We start from the raw sequence: 16,965 nt of genomic DNA, 5'->3' as shown, positions 1-16,965 counted from the left end.
CAATCATCCTTCCATTTCCTCAAGTTCTTTCACATCATAATAGCGCGTTACCTTTGATGTAAACAAAATGCCGTCTAAATGGTCGATTTCGTGCAGCAGCGCTCGCGCCAAAAAACCTTCCGCTTCTATTGTGAACGATTTTCCGCGGCGGTCGAATGCCTTCACCTTTACATAATCGGACCGCTTCACTTCACCGTAGAGATCAGGAAAGCTCAAGCAGCCTTCAGGCCCCGTTTGTTCGCCGCTTTGCTCGATGACCTCCGGATTAATCAGCTCGATTTTTCCTGTTTCATCGCCGATATCGACGACCGCCGCTCTCTTTGAGACGCCGATTTGCGGGGCGGCAAGTCCGACTCCATCGAGTTCAAGCATCGTATCGTACATATTATCGAGTAGTTTTTTTAATGATTTATCAAAAACCGCAACGGGCTCGGCAGGGGTTTCCAAAACTTCTGCCGGGTACGTCACGATCGGTTTTACTGCCAATCTAAAAGCCCTCCATCACGCTGTTATTTCTTACATCATCATATAAGGATTCATATCAATCGAAATCGTCAGCTGTTTTTGTTCAATATCGCGTTTGTAATGATCCATAATGGTTTTAAACAAAGATGCAAGCTGGTTTTCCTGTTTGTATTTTATCACGCATTGATAGCGATATCTATCTTTGATCCTGGCGATCGGCGAGGCGACAGGTCCGAGGATTTTCGCATCGCCGGTAATGTTCGCTTTTAAGTAGTGGGCGATTTTTTCCGTGACAAGCGCCGCCTTCGTCACTTCCTCGTGTGAAACGCTGACAAGCGCCAAATAATAATACGGCGGATAAGCCTGTTCCTTCCTGTGCAGCATTTCCTGCTGGAAAAACGTTTCATAGTCATGCGTTTTCGTCAGCTGAATGCTGTAATGTGACGGAGTATAAGTTTGAATAATGACTCTGCCCGGTTTTTCGTGGCGCCCCGCTCTTCCGCTGACCTGTGTCATCAGCTGAAACGTTTTTTCAGCTGCCCTGAAATCGGGGATGTGAAGCATCGTATCGGCGCTCAGCACCCCGACGAGCGTGACGTTTTCAAAATCAAGCCCTTTGGCGATCATTTGCGTGCCGAGCAATATATCGGCTTCCCCTCTTCCAAAGGATGAAAGCAGTTTTTCATGGGCTCCTTTTCTTGAGGTTGTATCGACATCCATGCGAATCACCCTGGCTGCCGGCAGTATTTTCGTCAATTCTTCTTCAACCCGCTGTGTTCCTGTTCCAAAATAACGGATGTGCTCGCTGCCGCATTCAGGGCAGCTTGACGGCATCCCGGTTTCATAGCCGCAGTAGTGGCATTTAAGACGTTGTCCAAACCTGTGGTATGTCAGGGAAATTTCGCAATGCGGACACTGAATGACATAACCGCAGTCCCTGCACATGACAAACGAGGAATAACCTCTTTTATTTAAAAACAGGACGGCCTGTTCACCTTTTTCAAGCGTTGCTTCAAGCTCTGCCATTAAGTCTTTGGAAAACATGGAGCGGTTTCCGCTTCTCAATTCCTCTCTCATATCGACGAGAGAAACGTCAGGCATGACCTGATGGTTGACGCGGTACTTGAGAGAAAGAAGCTTGTACACGCCTTTTTTGGCCCGAGCAAATGATTCAAGCGTCGGTGTCGCACTGCCGAGGACGACCGGACACCGGTGGTATTCGGCCCGTTTAATCGCCGCTTCTTTCGCATGGTATCTCGGCATTTCCTCCTGTTTGTATGATGTTTCATGCTCTTCATCGATAATGATCATGCCGAGGTTTTCAAACGGGGCAAAAATGGCCGACCTTGCGCCAACGACAAGACGGACCTCTTTGCGGTGGATTTTCCGCCATTCATCGTATTTTTCCCCTGTTGAAAGTCCGCTGTGCAAAACCGCCACCTGTGAGCCGAAGCGGCCTTTAAAGCGGTTGACCATCTGCGGCGTCAGAGAAATTTCAGGAACGAGGACAATCGCTTCCTTACCGGCTTTCAGCACTTTTTCAATCGATTGCAGATAGATTTCCGTTTTGCCGCTTCCGGTGACACCGTGAAGAAGAAACACGTCATGAGCCTGTTTTTCGATCGCTTCTGAAATCGCTTTGTATGCGTGCGCCTGCTCTTCTGTTAAAGCAAGCGGTTCGGTTTTTTTGAACATTCTGTCCTGATAAGGATCTCTGTAAACCTCCTGCTCGCTTTCCTTCAGCAGGCCTTTCTGGATCAGCGCTTTTAAGGATGCCGAAGACCCTCCGGTTTTGCCCAAAAGATCCTGTGCCGGCACTGCCATCCCCTCATCACTCCCGATGAAAAACTCAAGAATCACTTTTTGTTTAACAGCCTGCGGGGAAAGTTCAGTCAGCGCTTCTTTTAATTCTGTTTTCGAACAGAGGGGCGTTATCGTTCTGCGCATTTTCTTGTTTGTTTTTTGCTTTACCTTGTATGCCACTTCAAGGTTGCCCTCTTGAACTTGACGCTGGATAAGTTTTAACAGCCGGTGATCTTCTATATCAGAATAGGAAAGTGCTTTTTTTTCCGAAAACAGGCTCTTGAGCGGTTCAGGGAGCGGAAGGTCTCCGATCACCTTGATTTCTTTGCCGTACTTCGCTTTCATTGCCGCAGGCAGCATCGCCTGCAGCGCCGTAATTTTATAAGACAGCGTTTTTTCTGTCAGCCAGTCAGACAATTCAAGCAGCTCTTCCGTTAAAACAGGCGTCAAGTCAAGGATTTCCTCGATCTCTTTGACCGAACGCCCAGCGAGATCTGAAGCTTCTTTTACACGAATGACAAATCCTTGTATTTTACGGGCGCCAAAAGGAACGATCACCCGCATCCCTTTTTTGATCATCCCCCTCCATTTCTCGGGGATGCGGTAGTCAAACGGTCTGTCGATATTTTTTGTGGTGACATCGACGATCACTTCTGCGAAATTCATGAAGATTTCCCGCTCCGTCCGGTAAGCTCAGCGGCTTCCTTTAAGATTTCAGCGGCAACCTCTTGTTTCGTCATCAGAGGGTGTGCTGTCTTTCTCCCGTCTTGATGATAAACCGTTACAACGTTGGTCTCCGTTCCAAAACCGGCGCCTTCTGCTGTGACATTATTGGCGACAATCATATCGGCGTTTTTTGCTGTCAGCTTTTTTTTGGCATAGTCTTCAACACGTTGCGTTTCGGCAGCAAAGCCGATCAGAATTTGCTTTGTTTTCCGCTGGCCCAGCTCTTTTAAAATATCCTTTGTCCGTTCAAGTTCAATCACCAGATTGCCGTCTTTTTTCTTCATTTTGTGGTCGTGGACATATTTCGGCTTATAATCCGCGACAGCCGCGGTTTTAATGACAATGTCGCTGTCTTGGAATACGGATAAGACCGCATGATACATCTCTTCTGCCGATTGGACTTGTACAACGTCAACCCCTGCCGGAGCTTCAAGCGATGTCGGCCCGCTAACCAGCGTCACGCGCGCGCCTTGTTTAGCCGCTTCTTCAGCAAAGGCATAGCCCATTTTCCCCGTCGAACGGTTTGAGAAAAAGCGGACAGGGTCGACTTGCTCCCTTGTCGGACCTGCTGTGACCACAACATGTTTCCCGGCTAATGAGGCGGTTTTGGCGACTGCAAAATGCTCTTCAGCCAATTGGACGATCCGTTCCGGCTCCTCCAGTCTGCCTTTGCCGACATAGCCGCACGCAAGATAGCCTTCACTCGGTTCGATAAACCGGCAGCCGTCATTGTAGAGAACGCTGATATTCCGTTTCACGGCCGGGTGGTCATACATATGAACGTTCATGGCTGGAGCGATCCACACAGGTGCTGTTGTCGCTAATAGCGTCGTCGTCAGCATGTCATCAGCAATCCCTGAGGCAAGCTTGCCAATGATATTGGCTGTTGCAGGTGCAACAATCACCAGATCAGCCCAGTCCGCAGCGTCGATATGGGCAATCACGCGAGGATTCCGCTCTTCAAATGTATCTGTATATACGTCATGACGCGAGAGCGCCTGGAAGGTGAGCGGGGAAACAAATTCGCAGGCGGATTTTGTCATGATAACTTTTACATTGGCACCTGCCTGCACAAGCTTGCTTGTCAATGCGGCTGCTTTGTATACAGCAATTCCTCCGCTTACACAGAGCAGGATGTTTCGATCTTTCAGCATCGTTTTCTCCCCCTTATGTTCTGTTGGATGGCCCTGAAAAAAATAACAACCTAATGTATAGGTTGCTATTTTTACAGCTATTAGCGATTTTCTTTTTCAAAAGTAAGCAGGCCGGCATCAATTTCTTCCAAAGCTTTGCCGACATATTTATGCGACTTCGGATTTTCGATATGCTGATTTTTGTTTATCTGCATTTCGCGGGCGCGTCTTGCTGACACAGTCACAAGTGTATATTTCGAATCCAGTTTATTCATTAAAGAGTCAATTGACGGATCTAGCATAAGTTATTCAACCTCCAGCATTTTCTTATATCTTGGGGCAACGCGGTCACGCCTTAAATGTTCAGCGAGAACGATTGCTTTGATTCTTTCGCATGCAAGTTCGATATTGTCATTTTCGACAACATAGTCATAGGCGTCCATCAGTTCGATTTCTTCCTTCGCCGCGTTCATCCGGTTTTCAATCAGGGCTTCTGTTTCCGTCCCTCTTGTCACGATCCGGTTTTTCAGCTCGGAAAGGCTCGGCGGCGCCAAAAAGATAAACAAGCCTTCAGGAAAAGCCTTCCTGACCTGAAGCGCACCCTGCACCTCGATTTCAAGAAAAACATCCTTTCCGTCCTCTAGGGTCTGTTCAACGTAATCGACCGGCGTTCCGTAATAGTTGCCGACATATTCGGCCCATTCGAGCAGCTTGTTATTCTCGATCATGTTTTCAAACTCTTCACGTGTTTTAAAAAAGTAATCGATGCCGTCTCTCTCGCCTTGCCTCGGCTTTCTGGTCGTCACCGAAATCGAATATTCAAATTTCGTGTCCTCCTGAGCAAACAGCGCCTGTCTGACTGTTCCTTTTCCGACGCCTGAAGGGCCGGAGAGAACGATTAATAATCCTCTTTCTTTCATATAGCTCTTATCCCTGCCCTTCATCCATAATTTCTTCTTTAACGGAAAGCCTTTGTGCTACTGTCTCAGGCTGGACGGCAGATAAGATGATATGGTCACTATCCATTATAACAACCGCACGGGTTCTTCTTCCATATGTAGCATCTATAAGCATGCCGCGGTCTCTCGCGTCCTGGATCATCCGTTTGATCGGCGCGGACTCCGGACTCACAATCGAGATGAGCCGATTCGCGGATATGATATTTCCAAAGCCGATATTAATCAGTTTAATCGTCATCTTATACGTTCCCCCTGTACTTGGACGTCTCTAGTTTAACCTGTTGAGATCGTCCGTAAACAATACGCACAATCGCTATTCTATATTTTGCACTTGTTCTTTTATTTTTTCAATAGAGCTTTTCATTTCGACCACATGTTTTGTGATTTGGTGATCATTTGCTTTTGAGCCGATCGTGTTGGCTTCGCGGTTGAGCTCCTGAACGAGAAAATCGAGTTTTCGCCCTGCCGCGCCGCCCGTCTCGCAAATATCGCGGAACTGGCGGAAATGGCTTTTCAGCCTTGTCACTTCTTCCGTGATGTCGGAACGGTCAGCAAACAAGGCCACTTCAGTCAGCAGGCGGCTCTCATCGAGACGGTCTGACGACCATTCTTCAAGCCTCGCCTCAAGGCGCTCCCGATAATGGTCGACAACCCTGGGAGCGAGCTTTTCGATGTCGTCTGTCAGCTTTTCAAGCTTAGCAATGTGCAAAAGACAATCTTCTTTAAGCCTCAGCCCTTCTGCTTCGCGCATGGTGCACAATTCAAGAACAGCCGCCTCAACCGCTTCAAGCAGCACCTGTTCAAGCTGTTCATTGTGAACGGGCTCCTCTTCGATTTGGATGACGTGTTCAAACTGAAAGGCGTCATGTAGCGTAATCTCGCCTGACAGCCGGCAGCGGTCTTTCATTTCGCCTGCGGCTTTCAGGTACTCATCAAGCAGCGGCCAGTCAACCTGGATTTTCCGGCTGACCAAAGCCTCGTCATCAACCGAAACGAACAGCTCCAGCCTTCCTCTTTGTATATGTTTAAAAATCGTTTGCTTTATTTTGTCTTCTAAATAGAGCAAAGTTCTTGGCATGCGGGCGTTCACTTCTTTAAACCGATAGTTGACAGATTTCAGCTCAACAGCTGCTGTCAGCCCATTCTTCGTTTTGCTCGCACTGCCGAAACCGGTCATACTGCGTATCATAAAACACACCCAATTCTGTATAAGTGAAAAAGACTTCAATTTAAATTTACGCAAGATGAAAAGGCAATAGAAACCTCTATTACCTTTAAGATTATATCATACAAGCCTATTTTTTTCTTGTCAAAAGTGACCCGGCAAGCAAAAAAGTTGGAATGGCCGACATGCCGATAATCAAGAGCCAGTCTGCCATTAAAATCGGAACAGTGTGGAAGATCGGCTGAAGCGGCGGATAATAAATCACAACCAGCAGCAATAAAACGGAAGACAGCACAGCACCGAGCAAATACAGGTTCTCAAACGGATTTCGGTCAAAAATGGACCGCTCACTCCGACAGTCAAACACATGAATAAGCTGGGCAAGCACAAGTGTTGCAAAAGCGACAGTTTGAGCGTATTCAAGCGCTTGCGGATTGCGGTTGTAAATAAACATGAACGCTCCAAGCGTTGCAGCCCCGATTAAAAACCCGCGCGAGACAACTTTCCAGCCGAGCCCCCTCGCAAACACGCCCTCTTTCGGGTTCCGCGGTTTTCTCTGCATGACATCGCCCTCAGGCTGATCCATTCCAAGTGCCATGGCAGGAAGCCCGTCTGTCACAAGGTTGACCCAGAGAATTTGAATCGGCACCAGCGGCAGCGGCAGGGCCAGCAGCATCGCAAACAGCATGACAAGAATTTCTCCTACATTGGATGCGAGCAGATATCTGATGAACTTTCTGATATTTTCATAGATGTTCCGTCCTTCCTTGATCGCCGCTTTGATTGTAGCAAAGTTATCATCTAAGAGAATCAGTGACGAAGCTTCTTTGGCGACATCTGTCCCGGTGATCCCCATGGCGACCCCGATATCGGCCTGCTTGATGGCCGGCGCATCATTGACGCCGTCTCCCGTCATGGCGACGATATGGCCTTTTTCCTGATAAGCGGTAACGATTTTCAGCTTGTGTTCGGGCGATACTCTCGCAAACACGTAGACATCGTCAACGATATCAGTCAGCTCTTCCTGTGAGAGCTCGTTCAGCATCTGCCCGTCCATGACTTTTCCGCTTTTCGGCAAGAGGCTCAGGTCTTTGGCGATCGCGGTCGCTGTCGTTACATGATCTCCGGTGATCATCACGGTTTTGATGCCCGCTTCCCGGCATTCTTTGATGGCTTTTTTCACTTCCGGCCGCGGCGGATCAATCATACCTAAAAGGCCGATAAATGTTAAACCGGATTCCGCTTTTTCAAGCGCAAGGGTCTCTGTTTCCTTTATCGGTTTATAAGCGACAGCGATGGTCCTCAGGGCCTGTGAGGCGAGCCGCTCCAGTGCTGCGCTTGTTTCTGCATGCCTTTCTTTTGTAAACGCCTCTCGTTTCCCCTCTTTCAGCGTGTGTGATGACCTTTTCATCAAGACATCAGGGGCGCCCTTTGTAACGACAAACCGCTTGCCGCTTCTGTCTTCAACAATGACCGACATCATTTTCCGCGAGGAATCAAACGGATACTCTTCGATCACTTTAAAATGTTCGTCAACATACCGATCTGTAAAACCCGCTTTTTTGGCCGCCGTCAGCAAGGCGCCCTCTGTCGGATCTCCGTCCAAGCGGAATTCGCCGTCTTCTTCGATGATTGAAGATGAATTGCATAGCGCACCGAACAGCAGCACCTGCTGCAGCGATTTGTGATTTTTGATTTGAATGCCGCGCCCGTTTATGCTGAAAGAGCCTTCAGGATCATACCCGATGCCTGACACGTTCCACGTATTTCCCCCAGACCAGACATGTGTGACCGTCATTTTGTTTTGCGTCATCGTCCCCGTTTTATCGGAACAAATAATGGAGGCACACCCTAGCGTCTCGACAGCAGGCAGCTTTCTGACGATCGATTTCTGCTTGATCATCCGCTGTACGCCGAGGGACAGGGCGACCGTGACGATCGCAGGCAGCCCTTCAGGTATAGCGGCGACGGCGAGTGAAACACCGGCTAAAAACATACTGTACAGGTCATGACCTTGGACCACACCTGCCACGACAACAAGAAGCGTTAGCAGAAGGGCGGCCACAATCAGAATCTTGCCGAGCTCTTCCAGCCTTCTTTGCAGCGGAGTCGCTGTGTTTCCGGCCGATTCAAGCATATCGGCGATTTTCCCCATCGCTGAGTTCATTCCAGTGCCTATCACAACACCGGTGCCGCTCCCCCTTGTGACAAGGGTTCCCATAAAGGCCATATTCGTTAAATCGCCCAAAGAAACGTCGGAAGCCTGAAACACGTCCGAATGTTTCGATACAGGAAGCGATTCACCGGTAAGTGCCGATTCTTCAATTTCAAGGCTTTTCGTCTCGACGAGCCTGAGATCGGCGCCGATTCTGTCGCCGCTTGAAAAGCGCACCACATCGCCCGGCACAAGCTCTTTTGAAGGGACTTTAACCCAGCTTCCCTCCCGAAGAACGGTCACTTGAGGGGCAGAAAGCTCCTTCAGTGCCTCAAGGGATCTTTCCGCCCGCCTTTCCTGAAAAAATCCGAGAATACCATTCACAAAGATGATCGCAATGATGGCGATCGCATCAATATATTCTCCTAGAAAACCCGAAATCAGCGTCGCCGCCAGCAGCACAAGAACCATAAAATCTTTAAATTGAGAAAAAAACAATGCGAGCGCCGAGGTTTTTTCCCCTTCTTGAAGTTCGTTTGCCCCGTGTCTTTCAAGCCGCTTTTCGGCCTCTTTTTCTGTCAAACCTTTGTTAATGGACGTTTTTGTTATGTTTAACAATTCGGTTTGTCCCATCTCGTGCCATTTCATTGAATCGTCCACTCCTCCTGCCCTTAAAGCTTTCTGAGAACCCCGTCTCTTATAAGTCAATTTATTCAGACTCGTCCCAAATCATGCTATAATTATTGAATGGTCATTTGACGTTAGAGGAATAATGAGAAAAGGGTGTTTTGAATATGTCTTTCGACGGCATTTTTACATATGGAATGATAGAAGAATTAAACAAAACGATTCAGGGCGGGCGGATTGCAAAGATCCACCAGCCGTTTAAGCACGAGCTTGTTTTCCACATCAGGGCGAACGGGCGGAATGTTAAATTGCTGCTCTCCGCCCATCCAAGCTATGCACGGGTTCACCTCACAAACGAAACATATGATAATCCGAGCACTCCGCCGATGTTTTGCATGCTGCTTCGCAAGCATCTGGAAGGCGGATTTATCGAACACATTGAACAAAACGGAATGGACAGAATGATGGTTTTTCACATTCGAAGCCGCAATGAAATCGGCGATACGCTCATCAGAAAGCTTTTCGTTGAGATTATGGGAAGACACAGCAACATTGTCTTGACTGACGGGGAAAAAGACGTGATTATTGACAGTTTGAAACACCTTTCTCCTTCCGTGAACAGCTACCGGACCGTCCTTCCCGGCTACGATTACATTCTGCCTCCCGCACAGAACAAAATTTCACCGCTTGAGGCTGAAAAAGAGGACATTCTCCGCCACCTGAATTTTCAGGAAGGAAAATTGGACAGACAGATTGTTGATACCTTTTCCGGCGTCTCTCCTCTGTTTGCAAAAGAAGCCCTGCACCGCGCAGGGCTCGCCAACAGGGCGACGCTTCCGAATGGGCTGATGGAGATGTTTGCTGCTGTCAAACAGCGGCGTTTTGCCCCTCAGCTTGTGACACAAGGCGGAAAAGAATATTTTTATCTGCTTGATTTGACCCATTTAAAAGGCGATAAACGAATGTTTGAGACGCTGAGCGGACTCCTGGACCGCTTTTATTTCGGCAAAGCGGAACGGGATCGCGTTAAACAGCAGGCCCATGATTTAGAACGGTTCGTCATCAATGAAAAGAAAAAGAACGAAAATAAAATCAAGAAGCTTGAAAAAACGCTGGCACATTCTGAACATGCAAAAGAGTATCAGCTTTACGGAGAGCTTTTGACAGCGAACCTCTACCAGCTGAAAAAGGGCGATAAATCGGCGAAAGTGATCAACTATTATGATGAAAACGGCGGAGAGATCACCATTCCGCTCAATCCGAACAAAACGCCGTCAGAAAACGCACAAAGCTATTTTACAAAATATCAGAAGGCTAAAAATTCCGTGGAAGTCGTTCAAGAGCAGATCAGACTGGCTGAAGAGGAAATTGCTTATTTCGATCAGCTGATTCAGCAGCTGTCATCAGCCTCGCCAAAGGATTTAAATGAAATTCGCGAAGAGCTTGCCGAAGGAAAATATTTACGCGCCAAACAGCCGCAGGGCCAGAAAAAGCCAAAAAAACAGGCGCCTTCCCTTGAAACATATGAATCTTCGACTGGAGAAACGATTCTGGTCGGAAAAAACAACAAGCAAAATGAGTATTTAACGATGAAGCATGCCGCCCGCGACGACATCTGGCTTCATACGAAAGATATTCCCGGTTCACATGTCGTCATTAAAACGAGTGAGCCTGATGAGAAAACCATTCTTGAAGCGGCTCAGATCGCAGCCTACTACAGCAAAGCCAAAAATTCCGCATCAGTGCCTGTTGACTATACAAAAATACGCTATGTCAAAAAGCCGAATGGCGCAAAACCGGGGTTTGTCACCTATGACCGCCAGCAAACCGTGTTTGTGACTCCTGATGAAGACCTTGTCATCAAGCTGAAAAAATCGCGCTAAATACAAAAAAGGCCTGAACCATCAATGGTTCGGGCCTCTTCTTTTGTTGAAAAGCTCTCCGATTTCACGGACAAGCTGATCATCGACCAGCTCTTCGATCTGTCCGGCCAGTTCGATCGTGTGGCGCGGACTTGCTCCGTTTGTCGAGACAGAGATTGTAATGTTTCCTTTATTTATGATTTTTGGAACGTATACATTGCCGCGTTCCGCTTCACTTGCAACATTCACTAGCTGATGATCTGAGGCTGATTGGGCAATCCGCTTGTTCACTTCAGGATCATCGGTTGCGAGAATGATCAGAAACGCTCCTTTGAAATCGGCTGGCTCCGCTTTCTTTTTCTTCCAATGTACACGGTATGTCTCAATCAATTCAAGCATTTCAGCAGATGCTTCAGGGCTGATCACGGTAACGGCTGCACCTTCACTGATGACCGTTTGCAGCCGTCTTGCCGCAATCCGCCCTCCCCCGGCAATCGCCACCCTTTTTCCGCTTATATTAATGTGCAGAGGCAGCATCGGATACTCCTTTGAAATCAAAGCGGCTGTCTTCATTTAAAACGGCCTCTTCAACGCGGTTTAAAAAGGCTTGTTGAATATGGGGGTGAAAGCCGAGATATTCAGTGAGCACAACATCAGGATTGGTTTCTTTCAGTTTTTCGACTTCTCTTTCGATCTCACTCATCAGCATTCCGGTAAACAGTAGATACGGAACGATGAAAGTCGTTTTTCCGCGGGCCTCCTCCAGCTCTGCAAAAACATCCCGATAATACGGCTTGCAAGCTGTCATGAAACAGGGAATGACCGTTTCAACAGGAGCGAGCTCTTTAAGGCGGACACATATTTCATTGACATCCCGCTTGACATCGGGATCTGGGCTTCCTCTTCCGATCAACACGACCCTTGCATTTTCATAAGGTGTTCCCGTTTCTTCAATCCGCGTTAAAACGGCTTTGACAACTTCCTGGTCGACCCCGATCGGTTTACCGTACGTGACGCGGATGGAAGGATACCGGGAAGAAACATCGGCGAGCTCCTCGGGGATGTCTTTTTTGGCATGCGCGGCGGTCAAAAGCAGAAGCGGAACGGCCGCAATATGTGTCGCTCCCTTTTCCACGCATGTTTTAAAGCCCGTTTCGATATCCGGCGCTGCCAGTTCCAAAAAAGAGACTTCCTGAATCGGTTCGGACATGTTTCCTTTGCAGCCTTCCAGAAAAGCGACCGCCTCTTTTTGGGCTTTTTTCAGACGGCTGCCGTGGCCGATATACAATATAGCTTGTTTCATCCTATAACGCCTCGCTTAATGCCGTATTTTTCAGCTCGGTTTCAAACCAGTTTAATTTCGAGCGGAAATGAACCACATCGCCGATGACAATCAGGCTCGGATTCGTAATATTCTCATTTTCGACGGTTTCAGCCAACGTTTCTACCGTGCAAAGCACCGTTTTTTGCTTATCGGTCGTGCCCCAATGAATGAAAGCGGCAGGAGTTGACCGGTCTCTGCCATTTTCAATTAACAGCCTTTCGATTTGGTGAATGTTTTTCATCCCCATATAAATCACAAGGGTATCAATCCCTGTGGCGAGCGCTTTCCATTTCTCTTCAAATTCTTCTTCTTTTTTGTAATGGCCTGTCACGAAAGCGACGTTTGAGCTTGCCTCCCGATGAGTCACGGGAATGCCGGCATATGCGGCTGCGGCTATCCCAGAGGTGATCCCGGGAATGATTTCAAAAGAAATCCCGTTCTCAGCAAGGGTTTCTGCTTCCTCTCCTCCCCTGCCGAATACGAAAGGGTCTCCCCCTTTCAGCCTGACAACGGTTTTCCCCTTCTTCGCATACTTGACGAGAAAATGGTTGATCGTCTCCTGCTTCATCATATGGTAGTCTGGAAGCTTTCCGCAGTAAATCAAATCTGCTTCCGCTTTGGCATGCTGTAAAATCTGTTTATTCACAAGCCTGTCATACAAAATGACGTCGGCTTTTTGGATGGCTTTTAAAGCTTTGATCGTCAGTAAATCGGGGTCTCCTGGACCTGCCCCAACGATATATACTTTCCCCATCTTAGATCTCCCCCCGATCTGATCAGCATCTTCCTCAACTCATTATAAATCATAAAGAAAGCGTTTGGCGCCCGAAAATATCACAAAAACCAAACGTTTTCTTTATGAAATAGGAAAGTGCATCAGCTGCACTTTCCTATTGATCGCGCTTTTTATTTTCCGAATGATTTTGCATGTGTTTTCACGTATTCGACGAGCTGGTTTTTGCATGCGTTTCGGTCGTTTTGACTCGTATCAAGCACAAGCTCCGGTGCTTCGGGTTCTTCATAAGGCGAATCGATTCCGGTGAAAAATGGAATCTCCCCGTTTCTCGCTTTTTTGTATAAGCCTTTCGGATCCCGCTGTTCGCACGTTTCTAAGTCGCAATTGACATAGACTTCATGAAACTCATCTTCCTCAACCAGCTGCCTGATGACATCGCGGTCTTCTTTAAAAGGAGAAATAAATGCCGTAATGACGATGGTGCCTTGTTCGACAAACAGTTTTGCGACCTCGCCGATCCGGCGGATATTTTCTTTTCTGTCCTCGTCAGAAAATCCGAGGTCTTTGTTCAACCCGTGCCTGACATTATCGCCGTCAAGCACTGTCACCTGGTATCCTTCTTCAAACAACTCGCGGGCAGCGGCATTGGCGATCGTAGATTTTCCAGAACCGCTTAGGCCCGTCAGCCAAATGATCGAGCTTTTATGTTTATTTTTTTCATGATATTCATGCTTAGTAATGGATGCTTCATGCCAAACGATATCTTTATTCACCAAAGCTGCTCCTCCTTAAGAAACTCCGGCTGCTAAGCCTTTGATTAATGTTTGAATGACTTCCGGGCGGCTGAATGTGCTCGGCGGAAATTCGCCGTTTCTCAGCATTCCCCTTACCTTTGTGCCTGATAAAATAACATGGTGTTCTTTATCGTGCGGGCATGTTTTCGCCGTTGCCATTGATCCGCAGATATTGCAGTAAAAGCTGTGTTCAAACTTGAGCGGGGTAATGCCGATCTCTTCAAGTTTGAATTGATCAAACAGCTCCTGTGCTTCATATGTTCCGTAGTAATCGCCGACTCCTGCATGGTCTCTTCCGACGATAAAGTGTGTGCAGCCGTAATTTTTTCTGACGAGGGCATGGAAGATCGCCTCTTTCGGACCAGCATAGCGCATGGCCGCCGGGAAAACGCCGAGGAAGACGCGGTCTTTCGGGTAATACCCGTCAAGCAGCACCTGATAGCTTTCCATGCGGACGTCTGCCGGGATATCATCTGATTTCGTTTCTCCGACCAGCGGATTGAGGAAAAGACCGTCAACCGTTTCAAGCGCCGTCTTTTGAATGTATTCGTGTGCTCTGTGAACCGGGTTTCTCGTTTGGAATCCAACGATCGTTTTCCAGCCCAGCTCAGCAAATTTTTGTCTCGTTGCCGCAGGTTCAAACGTGTGCGCTGGAAATTGCTTTTCGCTCCGTTTGATGAGGGTGATCGGGCCGCCGACATAGACGTCTCCCCGTTCAAATAATTTTTTGACGCCCGGATGCTCAAGTTCGTCAGTTTTATAGATTCGTACGGCTTCCGTTTTCTTATCCGGTGTATAGATATCTTCGATGTCAATGACGCCGTATGTTTCTCCGTTGTAAGTGAGGCGGACGGTATCGCCTGTTTTTAATTGAACCGCTTTTTGTTCATCTACCGGAAGAGTGATCGGGAGCGTCCATACCTCACCGCCGGCCAGTCTCATATTCTCTACTACTGAGAGATAGTCTTTCTCTGTCAGAAAGCCTTGAATCGGGCTGTATGCTCCGATTCCGATCAGTTCCAAATCTGCAAAAGCGATCAGATCAAGCTCAATTTCCTGTGCAATATGTTGATAATCATATGCTTCATTTACGCGGTTGACCAATACACCGCCATGTGGTGCTAAACTCATAAGACTTTTTCCTCCTACTCGATGTTTAAATTCCTCCGCCCTGTTCATGGACAGAGCTGTGTTCTTTTCTTACCGCTCTCACCAGGCTGATCGTTCCGACAGATGCCAAAAGAACGCTCGTGACGACGATGAGAGCGTAATAGTCTCCTTTTAATAAAAGGCTGACCAGCATGTACGATAGGCTTAACGAAAGGAACGGCGATACGATCCACACTTTCAGCATCGTTTTGACCACCTGTTTATGAAAAACATTGCCGCCGTTTTTTGCCATCCCCATTCCTATAATAGAAGATGAAGTTACTTGCGCAAGCGGAACAGGGAGGCCGAAAATTGAGCTGATCATCACAAGCCCCGCTCCTGTTCCCGACAGAAGGATCCCCTCTCCTTTTGAGAATCTCGTAATCTTTTTGCCGTTCGTTTCAAGAACGCGCCGCCCCAATAAAAGGGCGCCGAGCGCGACAAACAGTCCGCCGTACAACGTTCCTTCTCCGACTGTCAAAACATGCGCCGCCACCAAAGGACCCACAGCATTTGCCACATTGTTCATACCCGCTGAGAAGGCCTCGAAAAATCCGGTCATTAAAAGAAGGACCGTCAAAACCTTTGCTTTTTTTCCTGAGGCTGGACGTTTTATCGTTTTTTTGATGACCTTCGCCATAAAAAATGTAAAAGAAAAAGCGACGATCGGAACAATCACCCAAAATGAGACGATAACAAGCAAAGATTTGACAAACAAAACTTGGTATGCGACACCGACTCCGACGACAGATCCGACTGTCACTTCACTTGTCGAAAGCGGAATACCGAGAACATTTGCGATAAAAAGCGACAACGCGGCTGAGCCGATGATAATGCAGACGATTTCAAGCGTAATCACCCGTTCTGGAATGATGCCTGAGCTGATCGTTTTCACGACGTTTCCTCCGCCGATGACGGCTCCCGAGAGAACGCCGGCCGCACAGATCAAGAGCGCGTGGAGCTTTTTTTTCACCGCTTCCGATCCGTAGGCGATGCCCATAGAAGCCGCTGCACCGCTCGCTCCGATGTTCACCGCAAAAAACATGCTAAATATAATGGCGGCAAGTTCCATGACTCATCTCCTTACTCGTGTAGTCCGCATTCTGTTTTATTTGATCCGTTCCAGCGTCCGGAACGAAGATCTTCCATCGTAAAGGCCGGAGAGGTGCACGGCGCACAGCCGATGCTCGGATATCCTTGGTCGTGAAGCGGATTGTACGGCAGGTCGTGTTTTGTCACATATCTCCATATATCCTTCCACGTCCAATGGATGAGCGGACAAACTTTAATGGACTTGAATTTTTCGTCTTTATTTAAGAAGTTCGTATTTCTGCGTCCTTCGGATTGTTCGCGGCGCAGGCCTGACAGCCATGCCGGATAACCTGAAAGCGTCTCCCGGAGAGGAATGACCTTCCTCATTTCACAGCAGGAATTCGGAGCGGTCTTCCAAAGTTCGTCTCCGTATTCCCGCGCTTGCTGTTCGACGGTGAGCTCCGGCTTTTTCATGATAATCTGAAGGCCCGGATATCGTTCTTTGACAGCGTCGATCGTTTCATACGTTTCTTTAAAATGAAGCCCTGTATCAAGAAAAACGATTACGGCATCTTTTTTTACTTTGTAAATCAAATCGATCAGGACGATCCCTTCAATCCCGAAACTGCATGCATATACGAGCTGGTCTCCGTAATGGCCGTACGCCCATTTCAGAACGGAAAGCGCTCCTTTGTATAAGTCATCCTCTTGAAAAGAGATGTTCGGTTCCTCCCATGTACTGTAAGTAAAAATTTTCGGTTCCCCCTTTTTTCGCCAACAAAAAAGACGGCTTCCAACAGAAAAAAACTGTGAAAACCGCCTCTAGTTTGTCTAGTCAGCTATTTCAATCTTATTTTTTCATTTTTTTCGATTTGAATGACTTTGCCGTCTTGAACAACGAATGTGATAGATCCGTAATTCATGTCTTTCAGCATGTCTTTCATTGTGATGATCACTTTTTCGAGCTGCTCATCTGTTTTCACTTCTAGCTCCTCCTCTGCCCCGTAAAAATTAAAATCTTTCTTCCAAATTTGA

The 16,965-nt window shown here is 47.7% G+C and carries 17 protein-coding genes; 1 reads left to right on the top strand and 16 read right to left on the bottom strand.

Features of this window, described 5'->3' with window-relative positions; genetic code table 11:
* Window positions 1–3 precede the first annotated feature (3 nt).
* The 8 genes from def to BTA30_RS06575 form a co-directional block, all read right to left on the bottom strand.
* Window positions 4–486, bottom strand: a complete 483-nt coding sequence (gene def, locus BTA30_RS06610; RefSeq protein WP_076760471.1) for a peptide deformylase — start codon at window positions 484–486, stop codon at window positions 4–6.
* A gap of 30 nt (window positions 487–516) precedes the next feature.
* The gene (gene priA / locus BTA30_RS06605) at window positions 517–2,934 is read right to left on the bottom strand and encodes a primosomal protein N' (RefSeq protein WP_076760470.1); all 2,418 of its coding nucleotides are present in this window, start codon (window positions 2,932–2,934) and stop codon (window positions 517–519) included.
* Entirely contained in the window at window positions 2,931–4,148 is a 1,218-nt protein-coding gene (gene coaBC, locus BTA30_RS06600; RefSeq protein ID WP_076760469.1) for a bifunctional phosphopantothenoylcysteine decarboxylase/phosphopantothenate--cysteine ligase CoaBC, read from the bottom strand. The genes priA and coaBC overlap by 4 nt, the downstream gene beginning before the upstream one ends.
* Window positions 4,149–4,228: 80 nt before the next feature.
* Complete coding sequence (gene rpoZ / locus BTA30_RS06595) at window positions 4,229–4,429, bottom strand: DNA-directed RNA polymerase subunit omega (RefSeq protein ID WP_076760468.1); 201 nt, start codon at window positions 4,427–4,429, stop codon at window positions 4,229–4,231.
* A gap of 3 nt (window positions 4,430–4,432) precedes the next feature.
* Complete coding sequence (gmk, locus tag BTA30_RS06590; RefSeq protein ID WP_076760922.1) at window positions 4,433–5,047, bottom strand: guanylate kinase; 615 nt, start codon at window positions 5,045–5,047, stop codon at window positions 4,433–4,435.
* Between the two features lie 7 nt (window positions 5,048–5,054).
* Window positions 5,055–5,324 (bottom strand): extracellular matrix/biofilm regulator RemA, encoded by a 270-nt coding sequence (gene remA / locus BTA30_RS06585; protein WP_003181657.1) that lies wholly within the window; start codon window positions 5,322–5,324, stop codon window positions 5,055–5,057.
* A gap of 75 nt (window positions 5,325–5,399) precedes the next feature.
* Window positions 5,400–6,275 (bottom strand): YicC/YloC family endoribonuclease, encoded by an 876-nt coding sequence (locus BTA30_RS06580; RefSeq protein WP_076760467.1) that lies wholly within the window; start codon window positions 6,273–6,275, stop codon window positions 5,400–5,402.
* Between the two features lie 106 nt (window positions 6,276–6,381).
* Window positions 6,382–9,054, bottom strand: a complete 2,673-nt coding sequence (locus BTA30_RS06575) for a calcium-translocating P-type ATPase, SERCA-type (protein WP_076760466.1) — start codon at window positions 9,052–9,054, stop codon at window positions 6,382–6,384.
* A 146-nt stretch (window positions 9,055–9,200) separates the two neighbouring features.
* On the opposite strand from BTA30_RS06575, the gene BTA30_RS06570 reads away from it, so the two are divergent.
* Window positions 9,201–10,916, top strand: coding sequence for an Rqc2 family fibronectin-binding protein (locus BTA30_RS06570; protein WP_076760465.1), 1,716 nt, complete (start codon window positions 9,201–9,203; stop codon window positions 10,914–10,916).
* Window positions 10,917–10,937: 21 nt separating this feature from the next.
* Here BTA30_RS06570 and BTA30_RS06565 read toward each other — a convergent pair whose 3' ends face one another.
* The 8 genes from BTA30_RS06565 to BTA30_RS06530 form a co-directional block, all read right to left on the bottom strand.
* Window positions 10,938–11,432 carry a precorrin-2 dehydrogenase/sirohydrochlorin ferrochelatase family protein gene (locus BTA30_RS06565; protein WP_076760464.1) on the bottom strand — a complete coding sequence of 165 codons (495 nt, stop codon included), beginning with the start codon at window positions 11,430–11,432 and terminating at the stop codon, window positions 10,938–10,940.
* A complete protein-coding gene (locus BTA30_RS06560) occupies window positions 11,413–12,198 on the bottom strand; it encodes a sirohydrochlorin chelatase (RefSeq protein ID WP_076760463.1) in 786 nt (261 codons plus the stop codon). Before BTA30_RS06560 ends, BTA30_RS06565 begins: the two co-directional genes overlap by 20 nt.
* A 1-nt stretch (window position 12,199) precedes the next feature.
* Window positions 12,200–12,973 carry a uroporphyrinogen-III C-methyltransferase gene (gene cobA / locus BTA30_RS06555; protein WP_076760462.1) on the bottom strand — a complete coding sequence of 258 codons (774 nt, stop codon included), beginning with the start codon at window positions 12,971–12,973 and terminating at the stop codon, window positions 12,200–12,202.
* A gap of 152 nt (window positions 12,974–13,125) precedes the next feature.
* Window positions 13,126–13,731 (bottom strand): adenylyl-sulfate kinase, encoded by a 606-nt coding sequence (gene cysC, locus BTA30_RS06550; protein WP_076760461.1) that lies wholly within the window; start codon window positions 13,729–13,731, stop codon window positions 13,126–13,128.
* Window positions 13,732–13,743: 12 nt separating this feature from the next.
* Window positions 13,744–14,880, bottom strand: coding sequence for a sulfate adenylyltransferase (sat, locus tag BTA30_RS06545; protein WP_076760460.1), 1,137 nt, complete (start codon window positions 14,878–14,880; stop codon window positions 13,744–13,746).
* 25 nt (window positions 14,881–14,905) lie between these two features.
* Window positions 14,906–15,970 (bottom strand): sulfate permease, encoded by a 1,065-nt coding sequence (gene cysP, locus BTA30_RS06540; RefSeq protein ID WP_076760459.1) that lies wholly within the window; start codon window positions 15,968–15,970, stop codon window positions 14,906–14,908.
* Window positions 15,971–15,981: 11 nt separating this feature from the next.
* Entirely contained in the window at window positions 15,982–16,683 is a 702-nt protein-coding gene (locus BTA30_RS06535; protein ID WP_076760458.1) for a phosphoadenylyl-sulfate reductase, read from the bottom strand.
* A gap of 86 nt (window positions 16,684–16,769) precedes the next feature.
* Window positions 16,770–16,886 carry a YezD family protein gene (locus BTA30_RS06530; protein WP_395948150.1) on the bottom strand — a complete coding sequence of 39 codons (117 nt, stop codon included), beginning with the start codon at window positions 16,884–16,886 and terminating at the stop codon, window positions 16,770–16,772.
* Window positions 16,887–16,965 lie beyond the last annotated feature (79 nt).

The sequence above is a fragment of the Bacillus swezeyi genome, from assembly GCF_001969815.1.
GTDB classification, from domain to species: domain Bacteria; phylum Bacillota; class Bacilli; order Bacillales; family Bacillaceae; genus Bacillus; species Bacillus swezeyi.
Note: the sequence above shows the minus strand (reverse complement) of the source record. Positions and strands in the feature narration are given on the sequence as shown.

Excerpts from the sequence above, each read along its gene's own strand:
- priA (WP_076760470.1), bottom strand. The coding sequence starts at position 2,934 with ATGAATTTCGCAGAAGTGATCGTCGATGTCACCACAAAAAATATCGAC.
- coaBC (WP_076760469.1), bottom strand. The coding sequence starts at position 4,148 with ATGCTGAAAGATCGAAACATCCTGCTCTGTGTAAGCGGAGGAATTGCT.
- rpoZ (WP_076760468.1), bottom strand. The coding sequence starts at position 4,429 with ATGCTAGATCCGTCAATTGACTCTTTAATGAATAAACTGGATTCGAAA.
- gmk (WP_076760922.1), bottom strand. The coding sequence starts at position 5,047 with ATGAAAGAAAGAGGATTATTAATCGTTCTCTCCGGCCCTTCAGGCGTC.
- remA (WP_003181657.1), bottom strand. The coding sequence starts at position 5,324 with ATGACGATTAAACTGATTAATATCGGCTTTGGAAATATCATATCCGCG.
- BTA30_RS06580 (WP_076760467.1), bottom strand. The coding sequence starts at position 6,275 with ATGATACGCAGTATGACCGGTTTCGGCAGTGCGAGCAAAACGAAGAAT.
- BTA30_RS06575 (WP_076760466.1), bottom strand. The coding sequence starts at position 9,054 with ATGAAATGGCACGAGATGGGACAAACCGAATTGTTAAACATAACAAAA.
- BTA30_RS06570 (WP_076760465.1), top strand. The coding sequence starts at position 9,201 with ATGTCTTTCGACGGCATTTTTACATATGGAATGATAGAAGAATTAAAC.
- BTA30_RS06565 (WP_076760464.1), bottom strand. The coding sequence starts at position 11,432 with ATGCTGCCTCTGCACATTAATATAAGCGGAAAAAGGGTGGCGATTGCC.
- BTA30_RS06560 (WP_076760463.1), bottom strand. The coding sequence starts at position 12,198 with ATGAAACAAGCTATATTGTATATCGGCCACGGCAGCCGTCTGAAAAAA.
- cobA (WP_076760462.1), bottom strand. The coding sequence starts at position 12,973 with ATGGGGAAAGTATATATCGTTGGGGCAGGTCCAGGAGACCCCGATTTA.
- sat (WP_076760460.1), bottom strand. The coding sequence starts at position 14,880 with ATGAGTTTAGCACCACATGGCGGTGTATTGGTCAACCGCGTAAATGAA.
- cysP (WP_076760459.1), bottom strand. The coding sequence starts at position 15,970 with ATGGAACTTGCCGCCATTATATTTAGCATGTTTTTTGCGGTGAACATC.